Below are 22,087 nucleotides of genomic sequence, written 5' to 3' on the forward strand. Positions count from 1 at the left end.
CTGTGCGATCACAGTTCGAAGGCCACGGGGGCGGTAGAAGGGGACGACCGGTGCGGATGTTCGGCGGTGACAATGTCCGCGGAGCTCGGCTCGACGCGGTCGCTGATCAGGCCGATTGCGTCAGATGCGGGGCCCGGATCGGTCGGATCGCTGCTCCCATCAGGTGTGTCACCCGAAACGCTTGCGAGGGCGGCGGCAACGGCTTCGGCCTGCGCGGTGATGGTGAACAGGTCGAAGAGCATGCCGACCCGCACCGCGCCCGGCCAGCGTCGCTCGATGCCCAGATGCAGGAACACGACGCGATGAGAGTTGCCGCCCAGCTCGAAAAAGGAGTCGTCGCGGTCGAATTCGTCGTGCTCCAGGACGTCGGCCCACAGGTCGGCGAGTTCGCGCTGCAGGTCCGTCCAGCCGCTGCGGTCGCGTGCGGGCGCGGCGGGGCTGGGTGCATAGGCGAGCGCGCGCAGTGCGGCTTCGTCCATTTTGCCCGCGGCCGCGATGGGGATGGTGTCGATGGGCAGGAAGCGGGTCGGGACCGCCAGGTGTTCGAGGTGTTCGGCGCAGAACTCGGTCAGCTCGCGCCGTGTCGGTACGGTGGCCGCGTTCTCGGCGACGATGAATGCGACGAGTTCGCTGACCTCGTCGGCATCACCTACATCGAGCACCACCGCATGCCGGACGCGCGGGTGGGTTTCCAGCACCGTCTCCACGCCGTGACGTTCGACCCGTGCGCCGCGAACCTTCACCTGGCCGTCACCGCGGCCGAGGTATTCGACGGTGCCGTCCTCATCTCGCCGAGCAAGATCGCCGGTCCGGTACATGCGGGCACCGGGTTCGAGGCCATAGGGGTCGGCGACGAACCGAGTGGCGGTCAGCCCCGGGCGGGCAGCGTAACCGTCGGTCACCTGGTCCCCGCCCAGATAGAGCTCGCCGTCGGAGCCCTCGGCGTGGATCAGGTCGTGGCCGAGCACATGGGCCGTCGACCCCGGCATCGGAGTGCCGATCGGTACGCGGTCCGGCGTGCCTGCGATTGTGTGCCACACGCAGGTCACCGTGGCTTCGGTGGGGCCGTACTCGTTGATCAGCACGGCTTCGGGCAGTACCTCGCGGTGCTGTGCCGCCAGCGCCGGCGTCAGCGCTTCACCCGCGAGTGCCACCACACGCGGTCCCGTGGCTTCATCGGACATCTGAGCGAGCAACAAGCGATAGAACGACGGCGTCGACGCCAGGTGGGTGACACGTAGCCGCCGCACGGTCTCCGCGACCGCAGCCGCGTCGGGCAGCTCACGATGGGTCGGGAACACGACTGTGCCGCCCCGGAGGAAAGTCCACAGCGAGAACAGCAGTGACCCATCGGCGGTCAACCGCCAGGTCGACAGCGAGACCAACTCGCCGTCGCGATACGGGTAGTCGCGGGCGGAGATCATCGCGGCCACATTCGCGCGGCTCACGACAACGGCCTTGGGAGTACCCGTCGACCCGGACGTGGTCAGGACATATGCCGGGGCAGTTGGCGGCAGATCGGTCCGACCCGGAAGGCTATCGGCGAAACATGCCGTCGCCGGGGCGCGAGCGGCTGTCGAATCCAGTACGGTCGCCCGGTTCGGGTCCGCCGGCTTCGGCATCCGGCCGGCATCGTCTGGGTTCGTGGCATGGGCGGCCTCGGTTCGGGTGGCGTTTGCTTCGATCCGGACGTGCCGCGCGCGTCCGGTCTCATCCGCGGCTAGGGCAGTGTCGGGATGCCCGGCGCCCGCTGCATGCTCTGTCCGGCGGGTGCTGCCGTCCACCGGTAGCAGCATCGTCCCCGGAGCCAGCGCCTCGACCTCCGCGACGCTGGTGTCCGACGCATCAGGGTCGAAAACGATGGCACCCAAGTCGATATCGCGGAACAGCTCGCGCAACGCCCCTCGTGGATAACCGGGCTCGATGACGCACCACGCCGCACCCGCCCGCAACGTAGCGAGCATGGCGATCACGGTGTCCAGGTTCTGCCGGAAGTAGCACAGCACCACCTGGCCGGGCCGGACTCCGGCCGACACGATCCGAGCAGCGAGAGCCTCTGTTGCACTGTCTAATTCGCGATAGGTCAGTGACCGATCACCGACCACGACCGCAGTCCGGTCCGGCACCAGTCCGATCTGACGCAACAACCCGGTCAGCAGATCACCCGGCGGCACCGGCGCGTCCGGCGCCCGCAGCAGCACATGATCGGTATTCGGCACCGGACTCGCACCGTCATGTGCGAGCAGGACCCGCTCCGGGGCCGACTCCAGCACCGCGAACCCGGCGAAACGCAAGGTCACCAACATGACCCGATTCGCCTCGGTCGGCACGAACTCGGCGACACACCGCTGCCCGCGCGCGCAGGCCCGCTCGATCAGATGCGCGAGCAGCGCCCCACCCACCCCGCGCGACATCACCCGGCACGACATGAGCAGCAGCAGAACCACCGCATCGTCGCCGCGGGACTCGGTGACAGCCAGCCCGATCGCGCCGTAATCGCCGAAGCGGTCGCGCAGCGAAGCCACCAGCACCTCATGCGATGGCGACTTCGACAGCTCGCGCAGCTCATCGATATCGAAGGTGCGACCGGTGGTGTTGAGCTGGTTGGTGCGCACGGTGAGTTCATGGGCGCGCGTCAGGTCGGCGTCGGTGGCGCGACGCACCGTCATCACCAGATCGAGCGAGGTGAGGAATTCGGTGTCCGAGCCGGTGAAGGCGGCCTCACTGCTGCGGCGGTCCTGTTCGGCGCGATAGCGAAGGCGGCGCAGCCTGGCGTCGTCGGTGATCACCGCGGGGGTGAACTCGGGCAGGTCCGGCAGGCGCTCGATATCGGCGGCGTCGTAGCAGCGCACCTCGGGCAGCGTCGCCGCCACTTCGGCTCGCTCGACAGGATCGTTGTCCACGAACGCGATCGCGTCCAGGCCGATATTGAGTGTTTCGGCGATCCGGCGCACCGCCGCCGATTTGGCGCCCCAGCCGATCTGCGCGGCACAGAACATGTCGGTCAGCCCGTGTTCGTCCAGATGCGTGGTGGCCGCCTCGGGAATTCCACGGCTGGCGATCGCGTGCACGATGCCGCGTTCGTCCAGCAGTCGCAGCACATCCCGCACCCACGGACGCGGCGAACCGGCATCGTTCTCCAGCACGACCCCGTCCCAGACCGTATCGTCCAGATCCCAGACCAGGCATTTCACGATCGGTGTCATGACCCGGCCACCTCCGGCCGCTCGGGCAGTCGTCGCAGCAGACTGGTGCTCCACGCCGCGACCGGACTGCTGTTCAGCAGCAGTGCGTGATCGCCCGGCGCGAGGGTCGTCGCTGCGGATTCCAGATTCACCAGCATGTCCAGCGAACCGAGATGGCCGTAGTCGGCGAGGTTGCGATGGCAGGCGCGATCGATGCGCACCTCGAGCGCTTCCTCCCAGAAGGTGAAGGCGCCGACCGAAAGGTTCTGCATCAGCACGGCGTCGAGCTCGTCGAGCCGTAAACCATTGCTGTTCAGGATTTCCCCCGACATCTGCGCGAGACGTTTGCGGCTCTCCACGGCGAGCCGGAAGCTGTAGGTCGCCTCGTCGGCGCATTCCTCCACCCACTCGCGGTCGGGTCCACCGCGATAGTCGATGCGGAACAGATCGGCGTAGCGGCCGTCGCTGCGCACCAGATGGTCGACGAGTTCGTAGCGGCCCGCGCCATCCTTGCCGAGCAGGACCGCGCCGCCACCATCACCGAGCACGGTCATCGGCGCGCGATACCGGGCCCGCGTAGGAGTGCGCGCACCCGCGACGACCAGCACGGTGCGGCAACGGTCATCACCACGCAACAGCGCCGACGCCATCGTGAACGCCGCGGAAATCGACACGCAGCCCAGTTCGCCGACACCCACGACGAACGCATTGCTCGCGCCGAGTCGATGCTGCAACCGAGTGGCGTCCGAGGCCAAAAGATACTTCGGCGCCCGGCCACCGACCAGCAGCAGCGCATCCAGCTCCGACGCGGCCAGCCCGGCGCGCTCGAGGGCAGTCTCGGCGGCGCGGGCGGCATGTTCGGATTCGTCGTCACTGTCGGCGCAGCGCACTCGGTCGATGCCGAGTGCGAGCGCGTGCGCCCGGCGTGCGGGTGTCAGCTCGGCGAGTTCGGCCAATTCGGTGACGGCGAGCGACGTTTCGGGAAACGACAGCGCCACCGGGCCCATCGTGACGGTCATCGGCTCTCCTCCGGCCGCTCGCGCAGAACCCATTCGCCGATGTCCTGTTCGGCCACCTCACGTGCCCCTTCGATGATCTGCATGACCTTCGCGTCACGGAAGAACCGGCCGACCCGGCTGTCCGGTGCGCAGCCGGCAGCGCCGAGAATCTGCACCGCCCGCTCACTGACGGTCGCCGCGGCCTCGGCCGCCGCGTACTTGGCGGCGATGGTGACGGTGAGCGCGTCCGGGTCGCGGTCGGCCCGCTGTTCGGCGGCCCGCGCACACAACGCCTGCGCGCCCTGCACCTGCACCCAGCTGCGGCCGAGCGAGGCACGCACCATCTGGTGATCGGCGAGCCGGGTATCGCCCTGTACGCGGGTGCGGGCATGTGCGCCGGCGTCGTCCAGGCAGGCCCGCGCCATCCCGAGGGACCCCCACGCGATGGTGAACCGGCCGTGATCGAGCGCTGTGCCGACCACATGCGACAGGCCGAACCCCGGGCGAGCCAGCACGTCATCGGTGGGCACCGCCACCGCATCGAAGGTGATGTGGGCCAGCCGCGCACCGCGCATACCGAGCTGATCGGTGACCGGTTCGACCGTGATGGCGGGCTGCGCCGTCGGTACCAGTGCGGCGATCATGCCCGCCGGTGCTCGGCCGACGACCAGGAGGACGTCGGCCAGCGCGCCGAAGCTCACCCACAGCTTTCGACCGGACAACCGGTAGCCGGCGCCGTCGGCGATGATGCTCGTGCTCACGGCTGAAAGATCGCTGCCCGCACCGGCCTCCGTCGCCGCCAATCCCGCGACAAGCGCACCCGAAGTGAACTCGGGCAACCACCGTTCCCGCTGCTCAGCAGTGCCCCAACGGTCCACGGCAGCAGCCACCAGCCCCTGCACGGTGTAGAGCGAACGCAGCGAAGTGCAGACCGCACCCACCTGCGCGGCGATCCGTCCCACCTCATGCGCATCGGCACCGCCACCGCCGAACTTCTCCGGCCGATCCACCCCGAAAAGCCCGGCAGCGGCCGCCGCGGCGACCACCTCACGCGGCAACCCCAACCGATCCCATTCGGCGGCCTCGGTCTGCGCGGCGCGCAAGAGCGCGTCCAGATCACTCACCCGACGCCGTCCGCGCGGGTCAGGGCGCCACGCTTGCGGTCGACGAACGCGGCCGCACGATTGACCGTCCGGAAGTTGTCCAGATCCAGATCCTCGATATCGACCTCGAACCCGAATGTGCGCTCCAGATATGCGACGATCTCCAGCGCCCGCAGCGAATTCACCAGCCCGAGCTCGAAATAGTCGTCATCGGGCCCGAGCTCGGCCGAGGTGATCACACTGAAATGCCGCAGCAGCTGATCGACCAGCGCCCGCGGCGCGGCGCTGTCATCGAACTCGGCGTTCTCGCTCACGTGCTAGCCCTAACGTCACCGGACACAGCTCTGCCTGCCGGCAGCGTGACGACCGTACGTCCGCGCGCCACCTGCGCGAAAGGGTTCGCGCTGCCCCCAATTGGTTGGGCGATGGTTCTGCCGGGGGCGTCGAAACTTGCTAGCGCTCCCCGGATCTCGCCCGGTCGGTGGCGACGGCATCGGTGCTCACTGTCGTACCGGTGCGGTGCGCTCATCGGTGCAAGCGGACGGCCATAGGAATTACCTATACCGCCTGCTGCAATTTCGTCTTTGCGTCACATTCTTTTCCGGACATACCGTGAAATAGCTCGACGAGGTGGCGACTGCGATTTCTCCGAAAGAATCGCGCTCTGTGCACATCGGTATTTTCCGTCGAGCGGTCGAATACGCGAGCGAGAGGAACGGTGGCATGGCCACGATCGAGAACGGATCGGGTACGCGAGAACTCGCGGGAAAACGGGCCCTGGTCACGGGTGGTTCTCGCGGAATCGGGGCGGCTGTCGTCCGCCAACTCCTGGATGCGGGAGCGGAGGTGCTCACGACCGCCAGGTCGGCGACCGGCACCGTGCCGGAGGGAGCCGCGTTCGTGGCGGCCGATGTGCGGACACGGGCCGGAGCCCAGGCGCTCGCCACGGCCGCGCAGAAGATGCTCGGCGGCGTCGACATCCTGGTCCACAACGCGGGTGGCGCGCGACCGCACCGCGGCAGCTCGGCGATCCCCGACGAGGAGTGGCAGGACGCGCTGGAGCTGAATCTCCTGGCGGCGGTCCGGCTGGACTCGCTGCTGACACCGGGTATGCGGGAACGGCGTTCGGGAATGATCGTGCACGTCTCCTCGGCCGCGGTCCCCACCCCGGTAGCGCCGTTCCTGCACTACACGGCGGCGAAGGCGGCGCTGGAGAACTACAGCCGAGGGCTGGCCGCGGAGCTGGCCCCGTTCGGGATCCGGGTCAACACCGTATCTCCCGGCAGAACCGCCACCCCCGGTGGCGAAGCAACGCGGGAGCAGTGGGCACAGCTCGATGCGGTGGACCGGGACGTCGCCGCGGCGCCGATCGCGGCCGACGGCAGCGTGCCGCTCGGGCGCGAGGGCCGGCCCGACGATATCGCCGACGCGGTGCTGTTCCTCGTGTCCGACCGGGCGAGCTGGCTGACCGGGAGCGGTCTCGTCGTGGACGGTGGCGAATTCCACCGCGGCTGACGCCGTTGCAATTCCGGAACGCCATTTCAGGAATAAATCGTGTCGAAATTGAATCCGATACATCACCGAGTTCGTGAGAAAGAAGAGAACCCTGGCATGGGCAAGTACAGCGAAAAGAATGTCGTGATCACCGGAGGCAGCAACGGTATCGGGTTCGCGATGGCGAAACTACTGGTCGATGGGGGAGCGCGGGTGATGATCACCGGTCGATCGCAGACCGCACTCGATACCGCGCGTGCGCGCCTCGGTGAGAACGTGGTCGCCGTCCGCGGCGATGTGGCCGCACTATCGGACCTCGAGGCTCTGGCCGAGCGTGTGACGGGCGAGTTCGCGACGTTGGAGGCGCTGTTCGTCAACGCAGGCATCGCACGCACCATGCCCCTCGAATCGACGACCGAGCAGTTCTACGACGAGATGTTCGACATCAACGTCAAGGGCGCCTACTTCACCGTCCAGAAACTCGCCCCACTGCTGAGCCCGGGCGCCGGGGTCGTCCTCACCACGTCGACCGCAAACGTTGTCGGTATACCGACAACCAGTGTCTATTCAGCAGGTAAAGCGGCGCTGCGCTCGATGGCCCGCAGCCTCGCCGGTGAGCTGCTTCCGCGCGGAATCCGGGTCAATGCGATCAGCCCCGGTCCTGTCGACACGGGGATTCTCGGGAACGGGATGACCGAGGAGGAAGCCGAACAGTTCAAGGCGCAACAGATCGCGGGCAATCCCATGCGGCGTCTCGGCACCCCCGACGAGATCGCCAGGGCGGCCGCATTCCTCGCCTTCGATGCCACCTTCACCACCGGCGCCGAGTTCGTCGCGGACGGGGGTGCCACCCAGCTCTGAGCCGACTTGCCGGATCGTCAGGACACCGGGACGAAGGAGGCGGACTCGAGCCAGGTCTCTTGCCGCAGGAGTTCGAGCAGGACCGTCTCCGCCGGGCCCGCGCCGGGCCGGACCGCGGCGATGACGGGCTGGGATACGACCGGGAACACCGGGCGTACGAGGTGCTCGTGACCATGGGGCACCGCGGACGCCGGGACGAGCGTCACCCCCAGCCCGTGGGCGGCCCAGCGCACAGCCGTCGCCGTCTGGGATACGCGGGCGACCGTGGTAGGGGCGAGCCGGTTGTCCCCCAGCACATCGCGCAGCACGCCGTCGAGCGCGCTGTCGTGGTCGAACCGCACCCACGGCTCCCGCGCCAGTTCACCCAGCTCGACCCGGTCCGCGGCGAGCAGCCGGTGCCCGGCGCCGAGCACGACCACGAACTCCTCGTCGCCGAGATGGTGGCCGTCGTAGGGTCCGTCGTCGCCACATGGACCGGCCATCAGGGCGAGATCCAATGCGCCCCGCCGCGCCAGCCGCTCCAGTTCGGTGGGGTTCGGCTCTTCGAAGATGGTGACTTCCAGCAGCGGGAAGCGGTGGCGCAGCGCGCTCAGCGCCCCCGGTAGCTGCCGAGTACCCAGGCCCATCTGCGCCGCGACCACCAGCTCACCCACCAGCTCATCGCCACCGGCCCTTGCCGTCGCCCGGGCCCGGCGCGCCGCGCTCACGGCGGCCTCGGCGTCCCGCAGGAACGCCCGGCCGACCGCGGTGGGCACCAGACCGGCAGGCGTGCGGGCGAACAGTTGCACGCCCAGTTCCCGTTCCAGGCCGCGGATCTGCTGCGACACCGACGGCTGGGCGACGTGCAGCCGCTCCGCCGCCGCCGTCACCGAACCCGCCTCGGCAACGGCAAGGGCGTACTCGAACTGGCGAAGGCTCACCGGCGTCATTCCCTTCCCTGCGGGGACCGCGGTCCACCACGCTGTCATCGCTGTAGCAGTGAGTGTCACAACACGGAATGGGGCGCTTTTACTCCATTGGGCGAGCCTCAGCGCCATTGATCCGGCTGAGGTTTGTCTCGAAGGCGCCGAATGCCGCAGTGATTCGGTCGGAGTCTCCGGTGGTCAGCAGATCGAGCAGCAAACCGCGGGAGGTGGCGATCGCCAGAGTGGCTTTGGTCGTTGCCGCGACGTGGTCGTCGCCACCGGCTTCGAATGCGGCAGTCAGGATGCGGAGCCAATCGTCGACGATGTGCGCAAGGAATGGGGCATAGGTCTGGGGTTGTTGCAGAGCGTTTCCGTAGATTTCGAACAGCAACCGGTACAGGGGCGCGTGCTGCGGGTCGGTCAGCCACTTCCACGCGCGGGAGACCAGCGTGTAGGGGTCGGTCGCGGCTGCGCCCTGGATGTCGACGGCGTGCAGCATGCGGCCGCGGACCTGGCCGATGATCGCCGCGAGCAGTTGATCTCGGCTACCGAAGTGATGCACCAGAGTTGTGGTGGTCACTCCCAGTTCACGGGCCAGCGGTCGTAGCGACAGGTCGGACAGGCCGTACTCGATGACGTAGTCGCCCGCCGCCTCGAGCAGCCGGGCCCGTCGTTCATGATCCACCGGACGTGCCATCTCGGACCTTCCATTCCTTGAACGCGTGTGCTAGCTTAGCGCCATCGTTAATAGAACGAGTGTGCAAGAAATTGGTCGCGCGGTCCCTGCCGTGGGCTGTGCTGACGCCGGCCATGAGCAAAGGAAGCGCCCCGATGTCACGTCGTATGCGAATTGCCCTGTTGAGCGCGGGAATTGTTCCCCTGGTGATGAAATATCTGACCGACGAGCCGGTCCCGATGGGGCCGCAGGCACGGCAGGATGCGCCCGGGTCGTTCCTGCATTCGAGCCACGGCATCACTCACTACGAGGTCGCGGGCCCGGCCAAGGGCGAACCCGTGCTGTACTTCTCGGGAGCGACGCTGTCGCAATGGATCTGGGACGGCCTGTTCGACCGGATCGCGGACGCCGGTGCTCGGGCGATCCGATACGACCGGTACGGCATGGGATTCAGTGATCGGCCGCATACCGACTACAACTACGAACTGTTCGAAGCTCAGATTCTGGAATTGCTCGACCGGCTCGAGGTCGACCGTCCGATCACCATCGTCGCGCTGGCGTTCGGCGGCCCCATCGCCGCGGAGTTCGCCGTGCGCAATCCGCAGCGGGTCTCGCGCGTATGCCTGATCGCCCCGGACGGGTTCGGTGTGCCGATCAATCTCGGCCTGCGGATCGCGCTACTACCTGTGATCGGTGGACCGTTCTTCCGGATCGTCGGAGACCGCGCCCTGACCGCGCGTATTCCGGGCTATTCGACGCACAGCCGCGTCGTCGAGCGAGTGGCGTCCCGGTTCCTTCCGGAGCTTCGGTACCGCGGATTCAAGCGGGCGCTGCTGTCGGCGCTGCGCAACATCCCGATCCACGACGCCGGCGACCTGTACCGAGACCTCGATTCCCGAGGCATTCCGCTGCAGATCCTCTGGGGTACCGACGACCGAATCACCCCGCCACCGAGCCGCGATCACCTCGCCGACGTTTTCTCCCATGCCGATATTCGCTTCCTGGACGGTGTCGGGCATCTACCGCATTTCGAGCAACCCGAGACCTCCGCCGCGATCATCACCGAGTTCATCGCGGGCGCCCCGACGCCCAACAGGAACCGGAAGCTCGGCGGACATAATGGCGCCGATTCACCGGAGCGTGCCGGCTAGGACGGCGATCTGGTCGACGGGTGGGTCGTAGCCCGGTCTCGGGTGACAACTCGGTAATAAATGTGAGGTCCTGTGCGTTTCGAGCGCTCAACCGAGCCTCGTCCATCGTGACCATCGACGAGCACAGTGTGGCTGCTCCGGCGGTTCTCCGGTTGTACCTCCGCCTGAAAAGCCCGACGCCGGGCCCGAATCACTCTGCCAGAGAGCGAATCAGGACCCGGCGTCGGTCACCGATCAGTAATCAGTCGGTCGGTTCGAAGGCCTCGTCGATGATCTCGGCCTGCTCGACCGCGTGCACCTTGCTCGAACCCGAGGACGGCGCCGACATGGCACGCCGCGAGATCCGGCGCAGCCTGCCGAAGCGCTCGGGCAGCAGCTCGGGCAGGTTCAGGCCATAGAACGGCCAGGCGCCCTGGTTGGCCGGTTCCTCCTGGACCCAGGCGATGTCGGTGGCGTTCGCGTAGCCGGCCAGTGCCTCGTTCAGACGGAACTTCGGCATCGGGTACAGCTGCTCGATCCGCACGATCGCGACGTCCTCGCGCTTCTGCTTGGCCTTGGCCGCGGCCAGCTCGTAGTAGAGCTTGCCGCTGGTCAGCAGCACCCGCTTGACCTTGCCGCGATCGCCGATGCCCTGCTCGTAGGTGGGCTCGTCGAACACCGAGTGGAACTTGCTCTCGGTGAAATCCTTCAGATCGCTGACCACGGCCTTGTTGCGCAGCATCGACTTCGGGGTGAAGACGATCAGCGGACGGCGGATGCCGTCGAGCTGATGGCGACGCAGCAGGTGGAAGTAGTTCGCCGGGGTGGACGGCACCGCCACCGTCATCGAACCCTCCGCGCACAGCTGCAGGAAGCGCTCGATGCGGCCGGAAGTGTGGTCCGGTCCCTGACCCTCGTGACCGTGCGGCAGCAGCAGCACAACCTCCGAGAGCTGGCCCCACTTGGCCTCACCGGAGGAGATGAACTCGTCGATGATGGACTGCGCGCCGTTGACGAAGTCACCGAACTGCGCCTCCCACAACACCAGCGCGTCCGGGTTGCCCAGCGAGTAGCCGTATTCGAAGCCGACGGCGGCGAATTCGCTCAGCGCCGAATCGTGCACCGCGAACCAGCCCGGGTTGGCCGAGCCGATGTTGTGCAGCGGGGTGTATTCCTCGGCCGTCTTGCGGTCGATGATCACCGAATGGCGCTGGGTGAACGTGCCACGACGGGAGTCCTGGCCGGTCAACCGCACCGCGCGGCCCTCATCGATCAGCGTGCCGAAGGCGAGCAGCTCGGCGAAGGCCCAGTCGACCTTGCCTTCGTAGGCCATATCGCGCCGCTTCTCCAGCACCGGCTTGACGCGCGGATGCACGTTGAAGCCTTCGGGCACGTTGAGGAACGCGTCGCCGATGCGCTGCAGGACCGACTTGTCCACGGCGGTCTGCACCGTCGCGGGCACCTTCTGATCGTCCTCGACCGATTCACTGGGCTCCGGCGAGTACTTCTCCAGCTCGCGGACCTCGTTGAACACACGCTCCAGCTGGCCCTGGTAGTCGCGCAGCGCGTCCTCGGCCTCTTTCATGGAGATATCGCCACGGCCGATCAGGCTCTCGGTGTAGCTCTTGCGCACCGAGCGCTTGGTGTCGATGACGTCGTACATGTACGGCTGGGTCATCGACGGGTCGTCGCCCTCGTTGTGGCCACGGCGGCGGTAGCAGATCAGGTCGATGACCACGTCCTTGCGGAACTTCTGCCGGAAGTCGACCGCCAGGCGCGCGACCCAGTCACAGGCCTCTGGATCGTCACCGTTGACGTGGAAGATCGGCGCACCGATGAACTTCGCGATGTCGGTGGAGTATTCGGTGGAGCGGCTGTTCTCCGGGGCGGTGGTGAAGCCGATCTGGTTGTTCACCACGATGTGGATGGTTCCACCTACGCGGTAACCACGCAGACCCGACAGGTTCAGCGTTTCGGCGACCACGCCCTGACCGGCGAACGCGGCGTCACCGTGCAGCATCAGCGGCATGACCGAGAAGCCCTCGGGGCCGTCGCCCTTGTCCAGCAGGTCCTGCTTGGCGCGGACCAGACCCTCGAGCACCGGGTCGACTGCCTCGAGGTGCGAGGGGTTCGCGGTGAGCGAGACCTCGATCTCGTTGTCGCCGAACATCTGCAGGTAGGTGCCGCGCGCGCCGAGGTGGTACTTCACGTCGCCGGAGCCGTGGGTGGCGGCCGGGTTCATGTTGCCCTCGAACTCGGTGAAGATCTTCGAGTACGGCTTGCCGACGATGTTGGCCAGCACATTCAACCGGCCACGGTGCGGCATACCGATGACGACCTCGTCGAGCGAATGCTCGGCGCCCTGGTCGATCGTCGCGTCCATCATCGGGATGACGGCCTCGGCGCCTTCCAGCGAGAACCGCTTCTGCCCGACGTACTTGGTCTGCAAGAAGGTCTCGAACGCCTCGGCCGCATTCAGCCGGTTCAGGATGTACTTCTGCTGGGCGACGGTCGGCTTGACGTGCTTCTGCTCGACGCGCTCCTGGATCCACTTGAGCTGGTCGGTCTCCAGGATGTGGGTGTACTCGACACCGACGTGGCGGCAGTAGGAATCGCGCAGCACCGACAGCACTTCGCGCAGCTTCATCCGCTCCTGGCCGTGGAAGCCGCCGACGTTGAACTCGCGGTCGAGGTCCCACAGCGTCAGCCCGTGCTGGGTGACGTCGAGGTCGGGATGGCTACGGAACTTGTCCTTGACCAGCCGCAGCGGATCGGTGTCGGCCATCAGGTGGCCACGGTTGCGGTAGGCGGCGATCAGCTCGAGCACGCGCGAACTCTTGTCGACGCCGCGCTCCCTGACATCCTTGCGCCAGCGGATCGGCTCGTACGGCACGCCGAGGCCGTGGAAGATCTCGTCGTAGAACTCGTCGGAGATCAGCAGCTGGTGGATGGTGCGCAGGAAGTCGCCGGACTCCGCGCCCTGGATGATGCGGTGGTCGTAGGTCGAGGTCAGCGTCATCAGCTTGCCGACGCCGATATCGGCGATGCGTTCATCGCTCATGCCCTGGAACTCGGCCGGGAACTCCATCGCGCCCGCGCCGACGATGGCGCCCTGGCCCGACATCAGCCGCGGCACCGAGTGCACGGTGCCGATGGTGCCGGGGTTGGTGAGCGAGATGGTGACGCCGCTGAAGTCCGCGGTGGTCAGCTTGCCCTCACGGGCACGGCGCACGACGTCCTCGTAGGCGGTGTGGAACTGCCCGAAGGTCATCTCCTCGGTGCCCTTGATGGCGGCCACGGCCAGCGCACGGTTGCCGTCCTTGCCTGGCAGGTCGATCGCCAGGCCGAGGTTGGTGTGCGCGGGAGTGATCGAGTTGGGCTTCCCGTCGATCTCGGCGAAATGCCGGTTCATGTTCGGGAAGGCCTTGATCGCCTGCACGATCGCGTAGCCGAGCAGGTGGGTGAAGGAGATCTTGCCGCCGCGGGTGCGGGCCAGATGGTTGTTGATGACCAGGCGATTGTCGATCATCAGCTTGGCCGGGATGGCACGAACGCTTGTCGCGGTGGGGATGGTGAGCGAGGCGGACATGTTCTTGGCCACCGCGGCGGCCGCACCGCGCAGCACCTTCGCCTGGTCGGCCTCGGCGGCGGCCGGCTTGGGCCCACCCGAGGTCGGCGCGGCGTTGGAGGTGGGCGCCGGGGTGGTCTTCGGGGCGCGAGCCTGCTGCGTGGCCTGCGCGGGCTTGGCGGGCGCGGCGGCGGCCGGAGCCGTGGCGGCGGGCTTCGGCGCCGGGGCCGGAGCGGGCGCGGCGGCCTTGGGCGCGGGCGCCTGGGCGGAGTTCACCGGCGCGGTCGTCGCAGCCTGCGCGGGTGCCGGGGCGGGTGCCTGCGCGGGCGTCGGCTGACCGGCTACGGACTCACCGGAGGCGTCTGGGGTGTAATCGGCGAGGAACTCGTGCCAACTTTCATCGACCGATGATGGATCCTTCTTGAACTTTTGATACATCTCGTCGACTAACCACTGGTTCTGTCCGAACTGGGAAGTTGAGCTGCTCACAGCAGGTGTTCGCCTCATTTCGTTCTTCGCGCTGCGACGTTTGTGACGTGCCCGGCACGGGGTATCGGCGGATATGCGCCGATGCGCCCTCTGTCGAGGATAGGCCCAGCCCCGAATTGGTGGTGCTACCGACCGGTGGACAGGCCGCTCCTCCATGGTGACGACCCGTCCCCCGCTGAGAATATTCCCTCCCGTTCTCCGGCCGCTGCCCAGAGCCGGGCATACGCGCCGCCCGCGGCAACCAGCTCGCCGTGGGTGCCGATTTCCACGATCCGGCCGTGGTCGACGACGGCGATCCGGTCGGCGCGCGCCGCTGTCGCCAGCCGGTGCGCCACCACAACCGTGGTCCGATTGCGCGCCAGCGATTTCGTCGCTACCAGTACCGATTCCTCGGTGTCCGGGTCGAGGGTCGCCGTCGCCTCGTCCAGCAGCAGCAGGTCGGGATCGACCAGTTCGGCCCTGGCGAGGGCGATCAGCTGACGCTGCCCGGCCGACAACCCGCGGCCGCGTTCACCCACCGGCTGACCCATGCCGTGGGGTAGTCCGGCGATCATCGACCCCGCGCCGACCGCATCGGCGGCCGCCGCGATCTGTTGTGCGGTTGCCGATGGTTTCCCGAATGCAATGTTGCTGGCGACGTCGCCGGTGAACAGGTGAGCTTCTTGCGGGACGATGCCGAGCCGGGCACGGTAGTCGCCGAGGCGGTAGTCACGGATGTCCACCTCGTCGACCCGGACCGCGCCCGCGCCGTCGGGCGGCAGGTCGTAGAGCCGCGCGAGCAGCTTGACGATGGTCGATTTGCCCGCACCCGTCGCACCGACCAACGCCAGCGTTGTGCCGGCCGGGATGTCCAATGCGACGCCGTCGAGGGCGGGCTGCTCGGTGCCCGGATAGGCGAAGTGCACCCGGTCGAGAGCGACGGCGCCGTCGAGCCGGCCGGTAATGGCGACGGCGTCGGACGGGTCGGCGGCGATCGAGGACTCGGTGCGCAGCAGTGCGCCGATCCGGCGCAGTCCGACCTTGGCCTGCTGGTAGCCGTCGAAGACCTGGGACAGGTGCTGCACCGGGCCGAACAACAGTTCCAGGTAGAGCACGAACGCGACCAGGGTGCCCGCGCTGGTGGTGCCACCCGCGATCTCGCGAGCCCCGACGTAGACGACCATGGCCAGCGCCAGGTCCGACCAGGCCGAGATGAACGCGAAATACAGCGCGATCGCGCGCTGGGCCCGCATCCGGCTGTGCCGGTAGCGCTCGGAGTATTCGGCGAAGCGGCGGGCCGCGAGCGGCTCGTGCCGGTATGCCTGCACCGCGCGCAGGCCGCTGATGTTCTCCTGGAAGTCGGCGTTGACGGTGGAGACGTGTTCGCGCGAGATCGTGTAGGCGGCAGAGGACACGCGCCGGAAGATCACCGTCGCGATCACCAGTGGCGGCAGCACCCCGAGCAGCACGACCAGCGCCAGCGTGGTGTCGATGACCAGCAGTGCCACCGCGATCGCCACCAGCGACAACGCGCTGACCAGCGCGGTCGAGACTCCTGTCTGCAAGAAGGTGGACAGCGCGTCCACGTCGGTGGTCATCCGGGTCATGATCCGACCGGACAGTTCCCGCTCGAAGTAGTCGAGGCCGAGCCGCTGTAGATGCGCGTAGCTACGGACCCGGAGCCCGTAGAGCACGCGCTCGCCGGTGCGGGCAGTGAGCGTGGTGGCCGCGGCGGCGACGATCCACCCCGCGAGCACCAGCACCGTGCCGAGCACGGCGGCTCGCAGCAGTGCGCTCGACTCCGCATCGCCGACCCCGGCATCGATCGCGTAGCGCACGATCGGCGGGAACCCGATGCCGATCAGGGCCTCGAGCGCTAGCAGCACCACGACCGTCGCAACCAAGGCGCGCACCGGCCACAGCAACCGGATCAACCGGAAGCCGGGGTCGGGCTTGCGCAGCCGCGCGTCGTCGAGGCCGGGCTCTTCGGTGGCCGGTGGGAGCCGCTCGATGGTGCGCCGCAGTTCCGGCGTCTCGCTCAGGTCGGCGGCCGCGGCTCGGCCTGAGCCCCTCGGTGTTCTTCGCGGGAGCTCAGGGACCGGTGGCGCAAAGGCCGGCTGGGCGTGGGCGGGCGCGGGCAGCCGGATGACCCGGTCGGCGTGGGCGAGGGTGGATTCGCGGTGGGCCAGGATGATTGTGGTCCGTTCGCCCACATCGGGTAGGGCGTCGAAGATCGCGGCCTCGGTGACGGCGTCGACGGCGGATGTGGCGTCGTCGAGAACCAGAATGCGCGGCCGGGCCAGCAGCGCGCGAGCCAAGGCAATGCGCTGACGCTGGCCACCGGACAGCGTCAGCCCGCGCTCACCGACCACGGTGTCGTACCCGTCGGGCAGGTCGCCGATGAAGTCGTCGGCCGCGGCCTGCTTCGCCGCCCGCCGGATCTCGGCATCGGTCGCCTCGGGGCTGCCGAGCGCGATATTCGCGGCGATGGTGTCGGAGAACAAGAACGGATCGTCGAAGACCACACCGATGGCGGACCGCAGGTCGGTGGCCCTGAGGTGGGCGATGTCTGCGCCGTCCTCCGGTGCCGTCCCGAACAGCCGGATCCCGCCCGAATCCGGCGCGTAGAACCGGGGGAGCAGCAGCGACAGGGTGGTCTTCCCTGAACCCGCGGGTCCGATGATCGCCACCGTCTCACCTGGGTGAACTGTGAGATCGAGACCGCGCAGCACCGGCCGGTCGGGATCGAACCCGAAGGTGAGCGCGTCGATATCGACACCGAGGGGCCCGTCCGGCAGTTCCGCCGGATGTTCCGGATCGGCGACCGTAGGCGCGGCATCGATCACCTGGTACACCCGTTCGGCGGCAGCCCTGGTGAGCTGGGCCATGATCACCACCGAGGCCATGGTTCGTGCGGTGGTGGTCATGGTGGCGACGTAGGCGGTGAAGGCGAGGAAGGTGCCGAGCCCGATGTTGCCGTGCATGGCGAGCACGCCGCCGAGCGCGACCACGGCCACCAACCCCACCTGCGGGATGGCCGCCAGGGTCGGTGCGAAGCGGGAGTTGATCATCGCGGCGCGCATGCGTTCGGCGAACAGGGTGCGGCCGTGGCGTTCGAGCAGGTCGACCATCCGCGCTTCCTGGCCGAATCCCTTGACCACGCGGACGCCGGTGACCGTTTCCTCGACATGCTGGGCGAGGTCGGCGGCGCGCTGCTGCGCCGACCAGGTGGCCGCGTACAGCCGAGGCCGTATCCGGTACACCACCACCGCGATGGCGGGCACCACCAGCAGCGCGACCGTGGCCAGCAGCGGCGACAGCCACATCATCACCGCAGCGGCCAGTACGAATTGCAGCAGCGACATCCCCGACAGCGGCGCCATCGCCAGCAATCCCTGCACCAGTTGCAGGTCGGTGATCGAACGCGAGACCACCTGCCCGGTACGGATGGCGTCCTGCCCCGCGCCGTCGAGCCGTTGCAGCGAGCCGAGCAGATCCACGCGAAGGGAATGCTGAACGTCCAGCGAGAGCCGCCCGGCCAGCAGCCGCCGCCCGAATGACGCGACGAACCGCCCGACGGCCAGCAGCACCAGCAGCGCGGCAACGGTACCGATCACTCCGGTATCGCCGATCCCCGCCGCGTCGACGGCACGCTTGGTCAGCAGCGGCGCCACGATTTCAGCGGCCGCACCTGCCAGCACCGCAGCCGCGATCCCGGCAACGGTACGACGATGCCGCGCGCTCTCCCCCCACAGCCGCCGAATCCAGCCGGGCGCCTGCGTCCCGACCTCGAACCCCCCGGCTACCTTCGTGCTCACCCGCGCCGATCCATTCACAACCAGCCCCCCGTCAACCACCCCTCACCATCTGCCATCGACCATATCTACGCCCACCGACAACCAGTTGTTCCCCGCCGAGTGGCCGCGAGCAGGCCGACGATCCTGCTTACAGTGCTCTACAGATCGCGCGAGCGCACCGACCACCAGCCCGCGCCACCGACCCCGATGGTCCACAGCAGCAACACCACAACCGCGGCAGGCGTCGGAGCCAGCAGATCGGCATCGGCGAACGAGCCGACGAAGACGGTGCTGATCGTCGAGGACCCCGGCAGCAGCGTCGCCGCACCGGCGATGCCGATCCCGGTGGCCACCAGCCAGATCAACGGCTCGATCACCACGACCCAGCCGAGCACCGCCGCGACACCTGTACCGGGCGAACGCAACAGCAGCCCGGCTCCTGCGCCGATCAACGACCAGCACACCGTGGCGATCAGCCCACCGCCGAGAACCGCGAACAGCTGAGCGGTGATCTCGAACTTCCCGCGCCCGAATGCGAACAGGCAGGCCATGGCGACGACCTCGACCGCGATCGCCGCAACCAGTGCGAAAGCCGCGGTGACCAGTAGCTTCGCGCCCACCAGCCGATCACGGTCGGGCGTGAACATCGCGGTGATCGCCATGGTGTCGTGCCGGAATTCGCCGCCCGCGCTCGCCGCGCCGTACCCTGCGGCGGCCAGGACCACCGCGATCAACGCCAGGTACAGCCCGATCGTGGCGGCCCCGGTGGCCGGTTCACCTTCGGGGTCGGCCGGGCCGGACAGGATGGCGGTGACCGAGCTGGTGACCACGGCGATGGCCACCACCAGCGCGGCGAGCAGTCGAGGCCAGCGCAGGGTTGTGGTCTTGCGTAGCTCGGAGTTGATCGCCGGGACGAGGTCCGCGGACAGAACGTCGATCATCGTGGAATCCCGTACGGCATCGGTGTCGGTTGCGGTGGTCGAGCGGGGTGCTGCGGTGCGGCGGTGCCGTAGATCACCGGCCGGTTGCGGGCCGCGGCAGTGAGCGAGGCCAGTACCCGGTCGGGGTGGATGGGGTCGCCGACGATGCTGTCGATGCGGACCGCGGCCGCCGCGGCCACCGCCGCGATCTGAGCTTGGCTCGCCTCCGCGACCGCGAGCCTGCCGTCCTGCCGGATGACAGCGTCGGTGTATCCGGCCACCGCCAGCGCCGTGGCCAGTGCGATCGCCGACGACGACGCCACGACCAGCCGATCGGGATTGTTGCGCCGCAACCGTGACGGGCTGCCCTGATAGGCCACCGCGCCTTCGCTGAGCACGATCAGGCTGTCGGAGAACGGCAGCACCGCGGCCAGGCTGCGGGCGCTGACCAGCGCCGTTCCACCCCGGCCGGTGTGGCCGCGCAGGAAATTCGACAGCCAGGTGTGCTCGACACTGTCGAGGTCGAGGGTGGGATCGTCGAGGATCAGCAGCTGCGGATCGGACAGCATCGCCGTGGCCACCGCGGCACGCAACTGCCTGCCCGGGCTCAGCCCGTCGGGCTTGGTGCGCGCGAAATCGGTGAGGCCGGTCAGCTCCAGGACCTCGCGGACCCGGCGGTCCGGCAGTCCCGCGGCGGCGGCGTAGATCCGGAGATGGTCGCGGATGCTGCGGCCGGGGTGCAGCCCACGCGGATCGAGCACACCACCCACCGCGGGGGCTTCGTCGTGGCGGGTGCCGACCTCGTAGCCGCCGACCTCAACGGACCCCGCGGTGGGTTCGAGCAGGCCGAGCAGGACGCCGATCACCGTGGTCTTGCCTGCGTTCTCCGGGCCGACCAGGGCTGCGACGGTGCCGGGTGCGACGGAGAAGCTGACATCGTGCACGACCTCGGTCAGGTCGTAGCGCTTACTCAATCCGCGAACGGCGAATGCCTGCGGTCGCGTGGCGCTCACCGGGACGCGGCCGGGGGCTGCGGGACAGCGGATGGCGCGGGCGCCGCTTCCAGCGCGGTCAGCGGATCGGCATCGATGATCAGCGACTGATCGGCAGGAAAGCGTGCCGGTGCGGGCCCGAATGCCCTGCGCGCGTTGTTGATCGTGGCCTTGCCGAGGGTCCGGTTACCCGCGCCGCCGATCACCGCACCGATACCGGCGGGCAGCACCTTGCCCGCCATCAGCGCGGCGCGTTTGGTGATGAACCGGACGATGAAGCGCTTCAGCAGCGAGTCGTTCATGCCCGACAATCCGGGGATGCGGGTCGCGAACGCGGTGCCCCAATTCTTCGCCGAATGCCCGATGCTCTTCTGCACGATCTCCATGCCGGTATCGCCGAGCACGACCGCGAGCACCAGCGCGCGCCGCTGCTCCCTGTCCTGCGGCCGCACCCCGTGCACGGCGGCGACGGCGAGGGTGAACACCGCGGAGGCCTCCATGAAGAAGGTGGTCTCGGCGCTGACCGCGGCCAGTGCGGCGACCGTGCCGACGCCCGGTACGGCGGCCGTGGCGCCGACCGCACTACCGCTGCCGGTCACCGCGAGCAGATACTGCTTCTCCAGCCGCTCGATGATCTGCGCCGGATTCTCCTCCGGATGCGCGCGCCGCACCCTGCCGACGTACTTGGCGACCGCGGGCGCCTGCAGGCGGGATCCGGTGTCGAGTAGCTCGACCACCGCTTTCTCGAACGCCTTGGTGAACACGGCCTCATCCTCCTTGTCGGCCTCTGCTGCGCAACTGTAGGGCACCTGCGCCGTCAGCTCCCTCTGACAACGGACTACCCCCTGTGTTCGGTTCCGACCCCACGACGTGCACAACCTCACGGTTGGCCGAAGCACCGGCTCCGCCCTACCGACGATCCCGACGCCCTACTGCGGACCGCGCAACGCCGGCACCCGCTCACCCAGCGGGGGTGGTGGAGGTGGAGTGCCGTCGCCGAAGGGCCTGCCGCCGAGCGTCTCGCGCCCGTGCGGGGTCAGCCAATCCGTGAGGTCGGGCCCCTTGGGCACGATCCGGGTGGGATTGATGTCGGTGTGGACCGCGTAGTAGTGGGTCTTGATCTGCGCGAAATCGACCGTGTCGCCGAATCCCGGCGTCTGGTAGAGGTCGCGGGCGTAGGCCCACAGCACCGGCATCTCGGTGAGCTTGCTGCGGTTGCATTTGAAATGGCCGTGGTAGACCGGGTCGAACCGGACCAGGGTCGTGAACAGCCGGACATCGGCCTCGGTAATGGTGTCGCCCACCAGGAAGCGCTGCCCGGTCAGGCGCTCGGAGAGCCAATCGAGGGCGGTGAACAGCCGGTTGTAGGCGGCGTCGTAGGCGTCCTGGGCTCCGGCGAAACCGCAGCGGTACACACCATTGTTGACCTCGGTGAACACCCGGCGGTTCACCTGGTCGATCTCGGCGCGCAGGTCCTGCGGGTACAGCCGCGGTGCGCCAGGCCGATGGAATTCGGTCCATTCGGTGGAGAAATCGAGGGTGATCTGGGCGTAGTCGTTGGTCACCACCTGGCCGGTCGGCACATCGACGACGGCGGGCACGGTGATGCCGCGCGGATAGTCGGGGAAGCGGGCCAGATAGGCATCGCGCAGGTGGTGGATGCCGAGCACCGGATCGACCTCACCCGGATCGAGGTCGAAGGTCCAGCTCAATTTGTCGTGGGTGGGTCCGCACAGCCCGAGTGAGATGACCTGCTCCAGCCCGAGCAAGCGTCGCACGATCAGCGTGCGATTGGCCCACGGGCAGGCCCGCGCGGCGACGAGCCGGTACCGATCCGCCACGACCGGGTAGCCGTCGGTGCCGTCCGCGGTGATCCGGGTGGTGATGTAGTTGGTGTCGCGCTTGAACTCGCCCGGCTCGACGTAGGTGCCTGCCTCCGATTCCGCCTTGGTCACACCGACAGTCTCGCAGATCCGAGGCGTACCCATGC

15 protein-coding genes are annotated in these 22,087 nt (G+C 68.2%); 3 read left to right on the plus strand and 12 right to left on the minus strand.

Annotated elements, in window-relative coordinates; translation table 11 throughout:
* Nucleotides 1-8 precede the first annotated feature (8 nt).
* From ACFXNW_RS16515 to ACFXNW_RS16530, 4 genes are read right to left on the minus strand one after another with little or no spacing between them, the layout of a single operon-like run.
* Nucleotides 9-3,206 carry an HAD-IIIC family phosphatase gene (locus tag ACFXNW_RS16515; protein ID WP_379418519.1) on the minus strand — a complete coding sequence of 1,066 codons (3,198 nt, stop codon included), beginning with the start codon at nucleotides 3,204-3,206 and terminating at the stop codon, nucleotides 9-11.
* Nucleotides 3,203-4,204 (minus strand): 3-oxoacyl-ACP synthase, encoded by a 1,002-nt coding sequence (locus tag ACFXNW_RS16520; protein WP_379418520.1) that lies wholly within the window; start codon nucleotides 4,202-4,204, stop codon nucleotides 3,203-3,205. The genes ACFXNW_RS16515 and ACFXNW_RS16520 overlap by 4 nt, the downstream gene beginning before the upstream one ends.
* On the minus strand, nucleotides 4,201-5,307 hold the full coding sequence (locus tag ACFXNW_RS16525; protein ID WP_379418521.1) for an acyl-CoA dehydrogenase family protein: 1,107 nt from the start codon (nucleotides 5,305-5,307) through the stop codon (nucleotides 4,201-4,203). The genes ACFXNW_RS16520 and ACFXNW_RS16525 overlap by 4 nt, the downstream gene beginning before the upstream one ends.
* Nucleotides 5,304-5,600 (minus strand): acyl carrier protein, encoded by a 297-nt coding sequence (locus tag ACFXNW_RS16530; RefSeq protein WP_379418522.1) that lies wholly within the window; start codon nucleotides 5,598-5,600, stop codon nucleotides 5,304-5,306. The genes ACFXNW_RS16525 and ACFXNW_RS16530 overlap by 4 nt, the downstream gene beginning before the upstream one ends.
* A gap of 409 nt (nucleotides 5,601-6,009) precedes the next feature.
* Here ACFXNW_RS16530 and ACFXNW_RS16535 point away from each other — a divergent pair, with 409 nt between their 5' ends.
* Both ACFXNW_RS16535 and ACFXNW_RS16540 read left to right on the plus strand, forming a co-directional pair.
* On the plus strand, nucleotides 6,010-6,801 hold the full coding sequence (locus ACFXNW_RS16535) for an SDR family oxidoreductase (RefSeq protein ID WP_379418523.1): 792 nt from the start codon (nucleotides 6,010-6,012) through the stop codon (nucleotides 6,799-6,801).
* A 96-nt stretch (nucleotides 6,802-6,897) separates the two neighbouring features.
* The gene (locus ACFXNW_RS16540) at nucleotides 6,898-7,641 is read left to right on the plus strand and encodes an SDR family oxidoreductase (RefSeq protein WP_379418524.1); all 744 of its coding nucleotides are present in this window, start codon (nucleotides 6,898-6,900) and stop codon (nucleotides 7,639-7,641) included.
* 17 nt (nucleotides 7,642-7,658) lie between these two features.
* Here the strand turns inward: ACFXNW_RS16540 and ACFXNW_RS16545 are convergent, their stop codons facing one another.
* Together ACFXNW_RS16545 and ACFXNW_RS16550 are read right to left on the minus strand one after the other, a co-directional pair.
* A complete protein-coding gene (locus tag ACFXNW_RS16545) occupies nucleotides 7,659-8,570 on the minus strand; it encodes a LysR family transcriptional regulator (protein WP_379418525.1) in 912 nt (303 codons plus the stop codon).
* A gap of 79 nt (nucleotides 8,571-8,649) precedes the next feature.
* Nucleotides 8,650-9,243, minus strand: coding sequence for a TetR/AcrR family transcriptional regulator (locus ACFXNW_RS16550; RefSeq protein WP_379418526.1), 594 nt, complete (start codon nucleotides 9,241-9,243; stop codon nucleotides 8,650-8,652).
* A 134-nt stretch (nucleotides 9,244-9,377) separates the two neighbouring features.
* On the opposite strand from ACFXNW_RS16550, the gene ACFXNW_RS16555 reads away from it, so the two are divergent.
* On the plus strand, nucleotides 9,378-10,373 hold the full coding sequence (locus ACFXNW_RS16555; protein WP_379418527.1) for an alpha/beta fold hydrolase: 996 nt from the start codon (nucleotides 9,378-9,380) through the stop codon (nucleotides 10,371-10,373).
* A 241-nt stretch (nucleotides 10,374-10,614) separates the two neighbouring features.
* On the opposite strand, the gene ACFXNW_RS16560 is transcribed toward ACFXNW_RS16555, so the two are convergent.
* From ACFXNW_RS16560 to ACFXNW_RS16585, 6 genes are all read right to left on the minus strand, one after another.
* The gene (locus tag ACFXNW_RS16560; protein WP_379418528.1) at nucleotides 10,615-14,427 is read right to left on the minus strand and encodes a multifunctional oxoglutarate decarboxylase/oxoglutarate dehydrogenase thiamine pyrophosphate-binding subunit/dihydrolipoyllysine-residue succinyltransferase subunit; all 3,813 of its coding nucleotides are present in this window, start codon (nucleotides 14,425-14,427) and stop codon (nucleotides 10,615-10,617) included.
* 107 nt (nucleotides 14,428-14,534) lie between these two features.
* Nucleotides 14,535-18,206: an ABC transporter ATP-binding protein gene (locus ACFXNW_RS16565; RefSeq protein WP_379418529.1), complete on the minus strand. Its 3,672-nt coding sequence runs from the start codon at nucleotides 18,204-18,206 to the stop codon at nucleotides 14,535-14,537.
* Between the two features lie 137 nt (nucleotides 18,207-18,343).
* Nucleotides 18,344-19,126 (minus strand): ABC transporter permease, encoded by a 783-nt coding sequence (locus ACFXNW_RS16570; RefSeq protein ID WP_379418530.1) that lies wholly within the window; start codon nucleotides 19,124-19,126, stop codon nucleotides 18,344-18,346.
* On the minus strand, nucleotides 19,123-20,118 hold the full coding sequence (locus ACFXNW_RS16575) for an ATP-binding cassette domain-containing protein (protein WP_379418531.1): 996 nt from the start codon (nucleotides 20,116-20,118) through the stop codon (nucleotides 19,123-19,125). Before ACFXNW_RS16575 ends, ACFXNW_RS16570 begins: the two co-directional genes overlap by 4 nt.
* The gene (locus ACFXNW_RS16580) at nucleotides 20,115-20,861 is read right to left on the minus strand and encodes a hypothetical protein (protein ID WP_379418671.1); all 747 of its coding nucleotides are present in this window, start codon (nucleotides 20,859-20,861) and stop codon (nucleotides 20,115-20,117) included. Before ACFXNW_RS16580 ends, ACFXNW_RS16575 begins: the two co-directional genes overlap by 4 nt.
* Before the next feature lie 165 nt (nucleotides 20,862-21,026).
* Nucleotides 21,027-22,085, minus strand: a complete 1,059-nt coding sequence (locus ACFXNW_RS16585; protein ID WP_379418532.1) for a glutathione S-transferase family protein — start codon at nucleotides 22,083-22,085, stop codon at nucleotides 21,027-21,029.
* Between the last annotated feature and the right edge of the window lie 2 nt (nucleotides 22,086-22,087).

It is taken from the genome of Nocardia sp. NPDC059180, from assembly GCF_042754945.1.
Classification (GTDB): Bacteria; Actinomycetota; Actinomycetes; order Mycobacteriales; family Mycobacteriaceae; genus Nocardia.

Coding starts and splice junctions, on each gene's coding strand:
- ACFXNW_RS16550 (WP_379418526.1), bottom strand. CDS start 9,243: ATGGCACGTCCGGTGGATCATGAACGACGGGCCCGGCTGCTCGAGGCG.
- ACFXNW_RS16540 (WP_379418524.1), top strand. CDS start 6,898: ATGGGCAAGTACAGCGAAAAGAATGTCGTGATCACCGGAGGCAGCAAC.
- ACFXNW_RS16520 (WP_379418520.1), bottom strand. CDS start 4,204: ATGACCGTCACGATGGGCCCGGTGGCGCTGTCGTTTCCCGAAACGTCG.
- ACFXNW_RS16585 (WP_379418532.1), bottom strand. CDS start 22,085: ATGGGTACGCCTCGGATCTGCGAGACTGTCGGTGTGACCAAGGCGGAA.
- ACFXNW_RS16535 (WP_379418523.1), top strand. CDS start 6,010: ATGGCCACGATCGAGAACGGATCGGGTACGCGAGAACTCGCGGGAAAA.
- ACFXNW_RS16560 (WP_379418528.1), bottom strand. CDS start 14,427: ATGAGGCGAACACCTGCTGTGAGCAGCTCAACTTCCCAGTTCGGACAG.
- ACFXNW_RS16570 (WP_379418530.1), bottom strand. CDS start 19,126: ATGATCGACGTTCTGTCCGCGGACCTCGTCCCGGCGATCAACTCCGAG.
- ACFXNW_RS16555 (WP_379418527.1), top strand. CDS start 9,378: ATGTCACGTCGTATGCGAATTGCCCTGTTGAGCGCGGGAATTGTTCCC.
- ACFXNW_RS16545 (WP_379418525.1), bottom strand. CDS start 8,570: ATGACGCCGGTGAGCCTTCGCCAGTTCGAGTACGCCCTTGCCGTTGCC.
- ACFXNW_RS16515 (WP_379418519.1), bottom strand. CDS start 3,206: ATGACACCGATCGTGAAATGCCTGGTCTGGGATCTGGACGATACGGTC.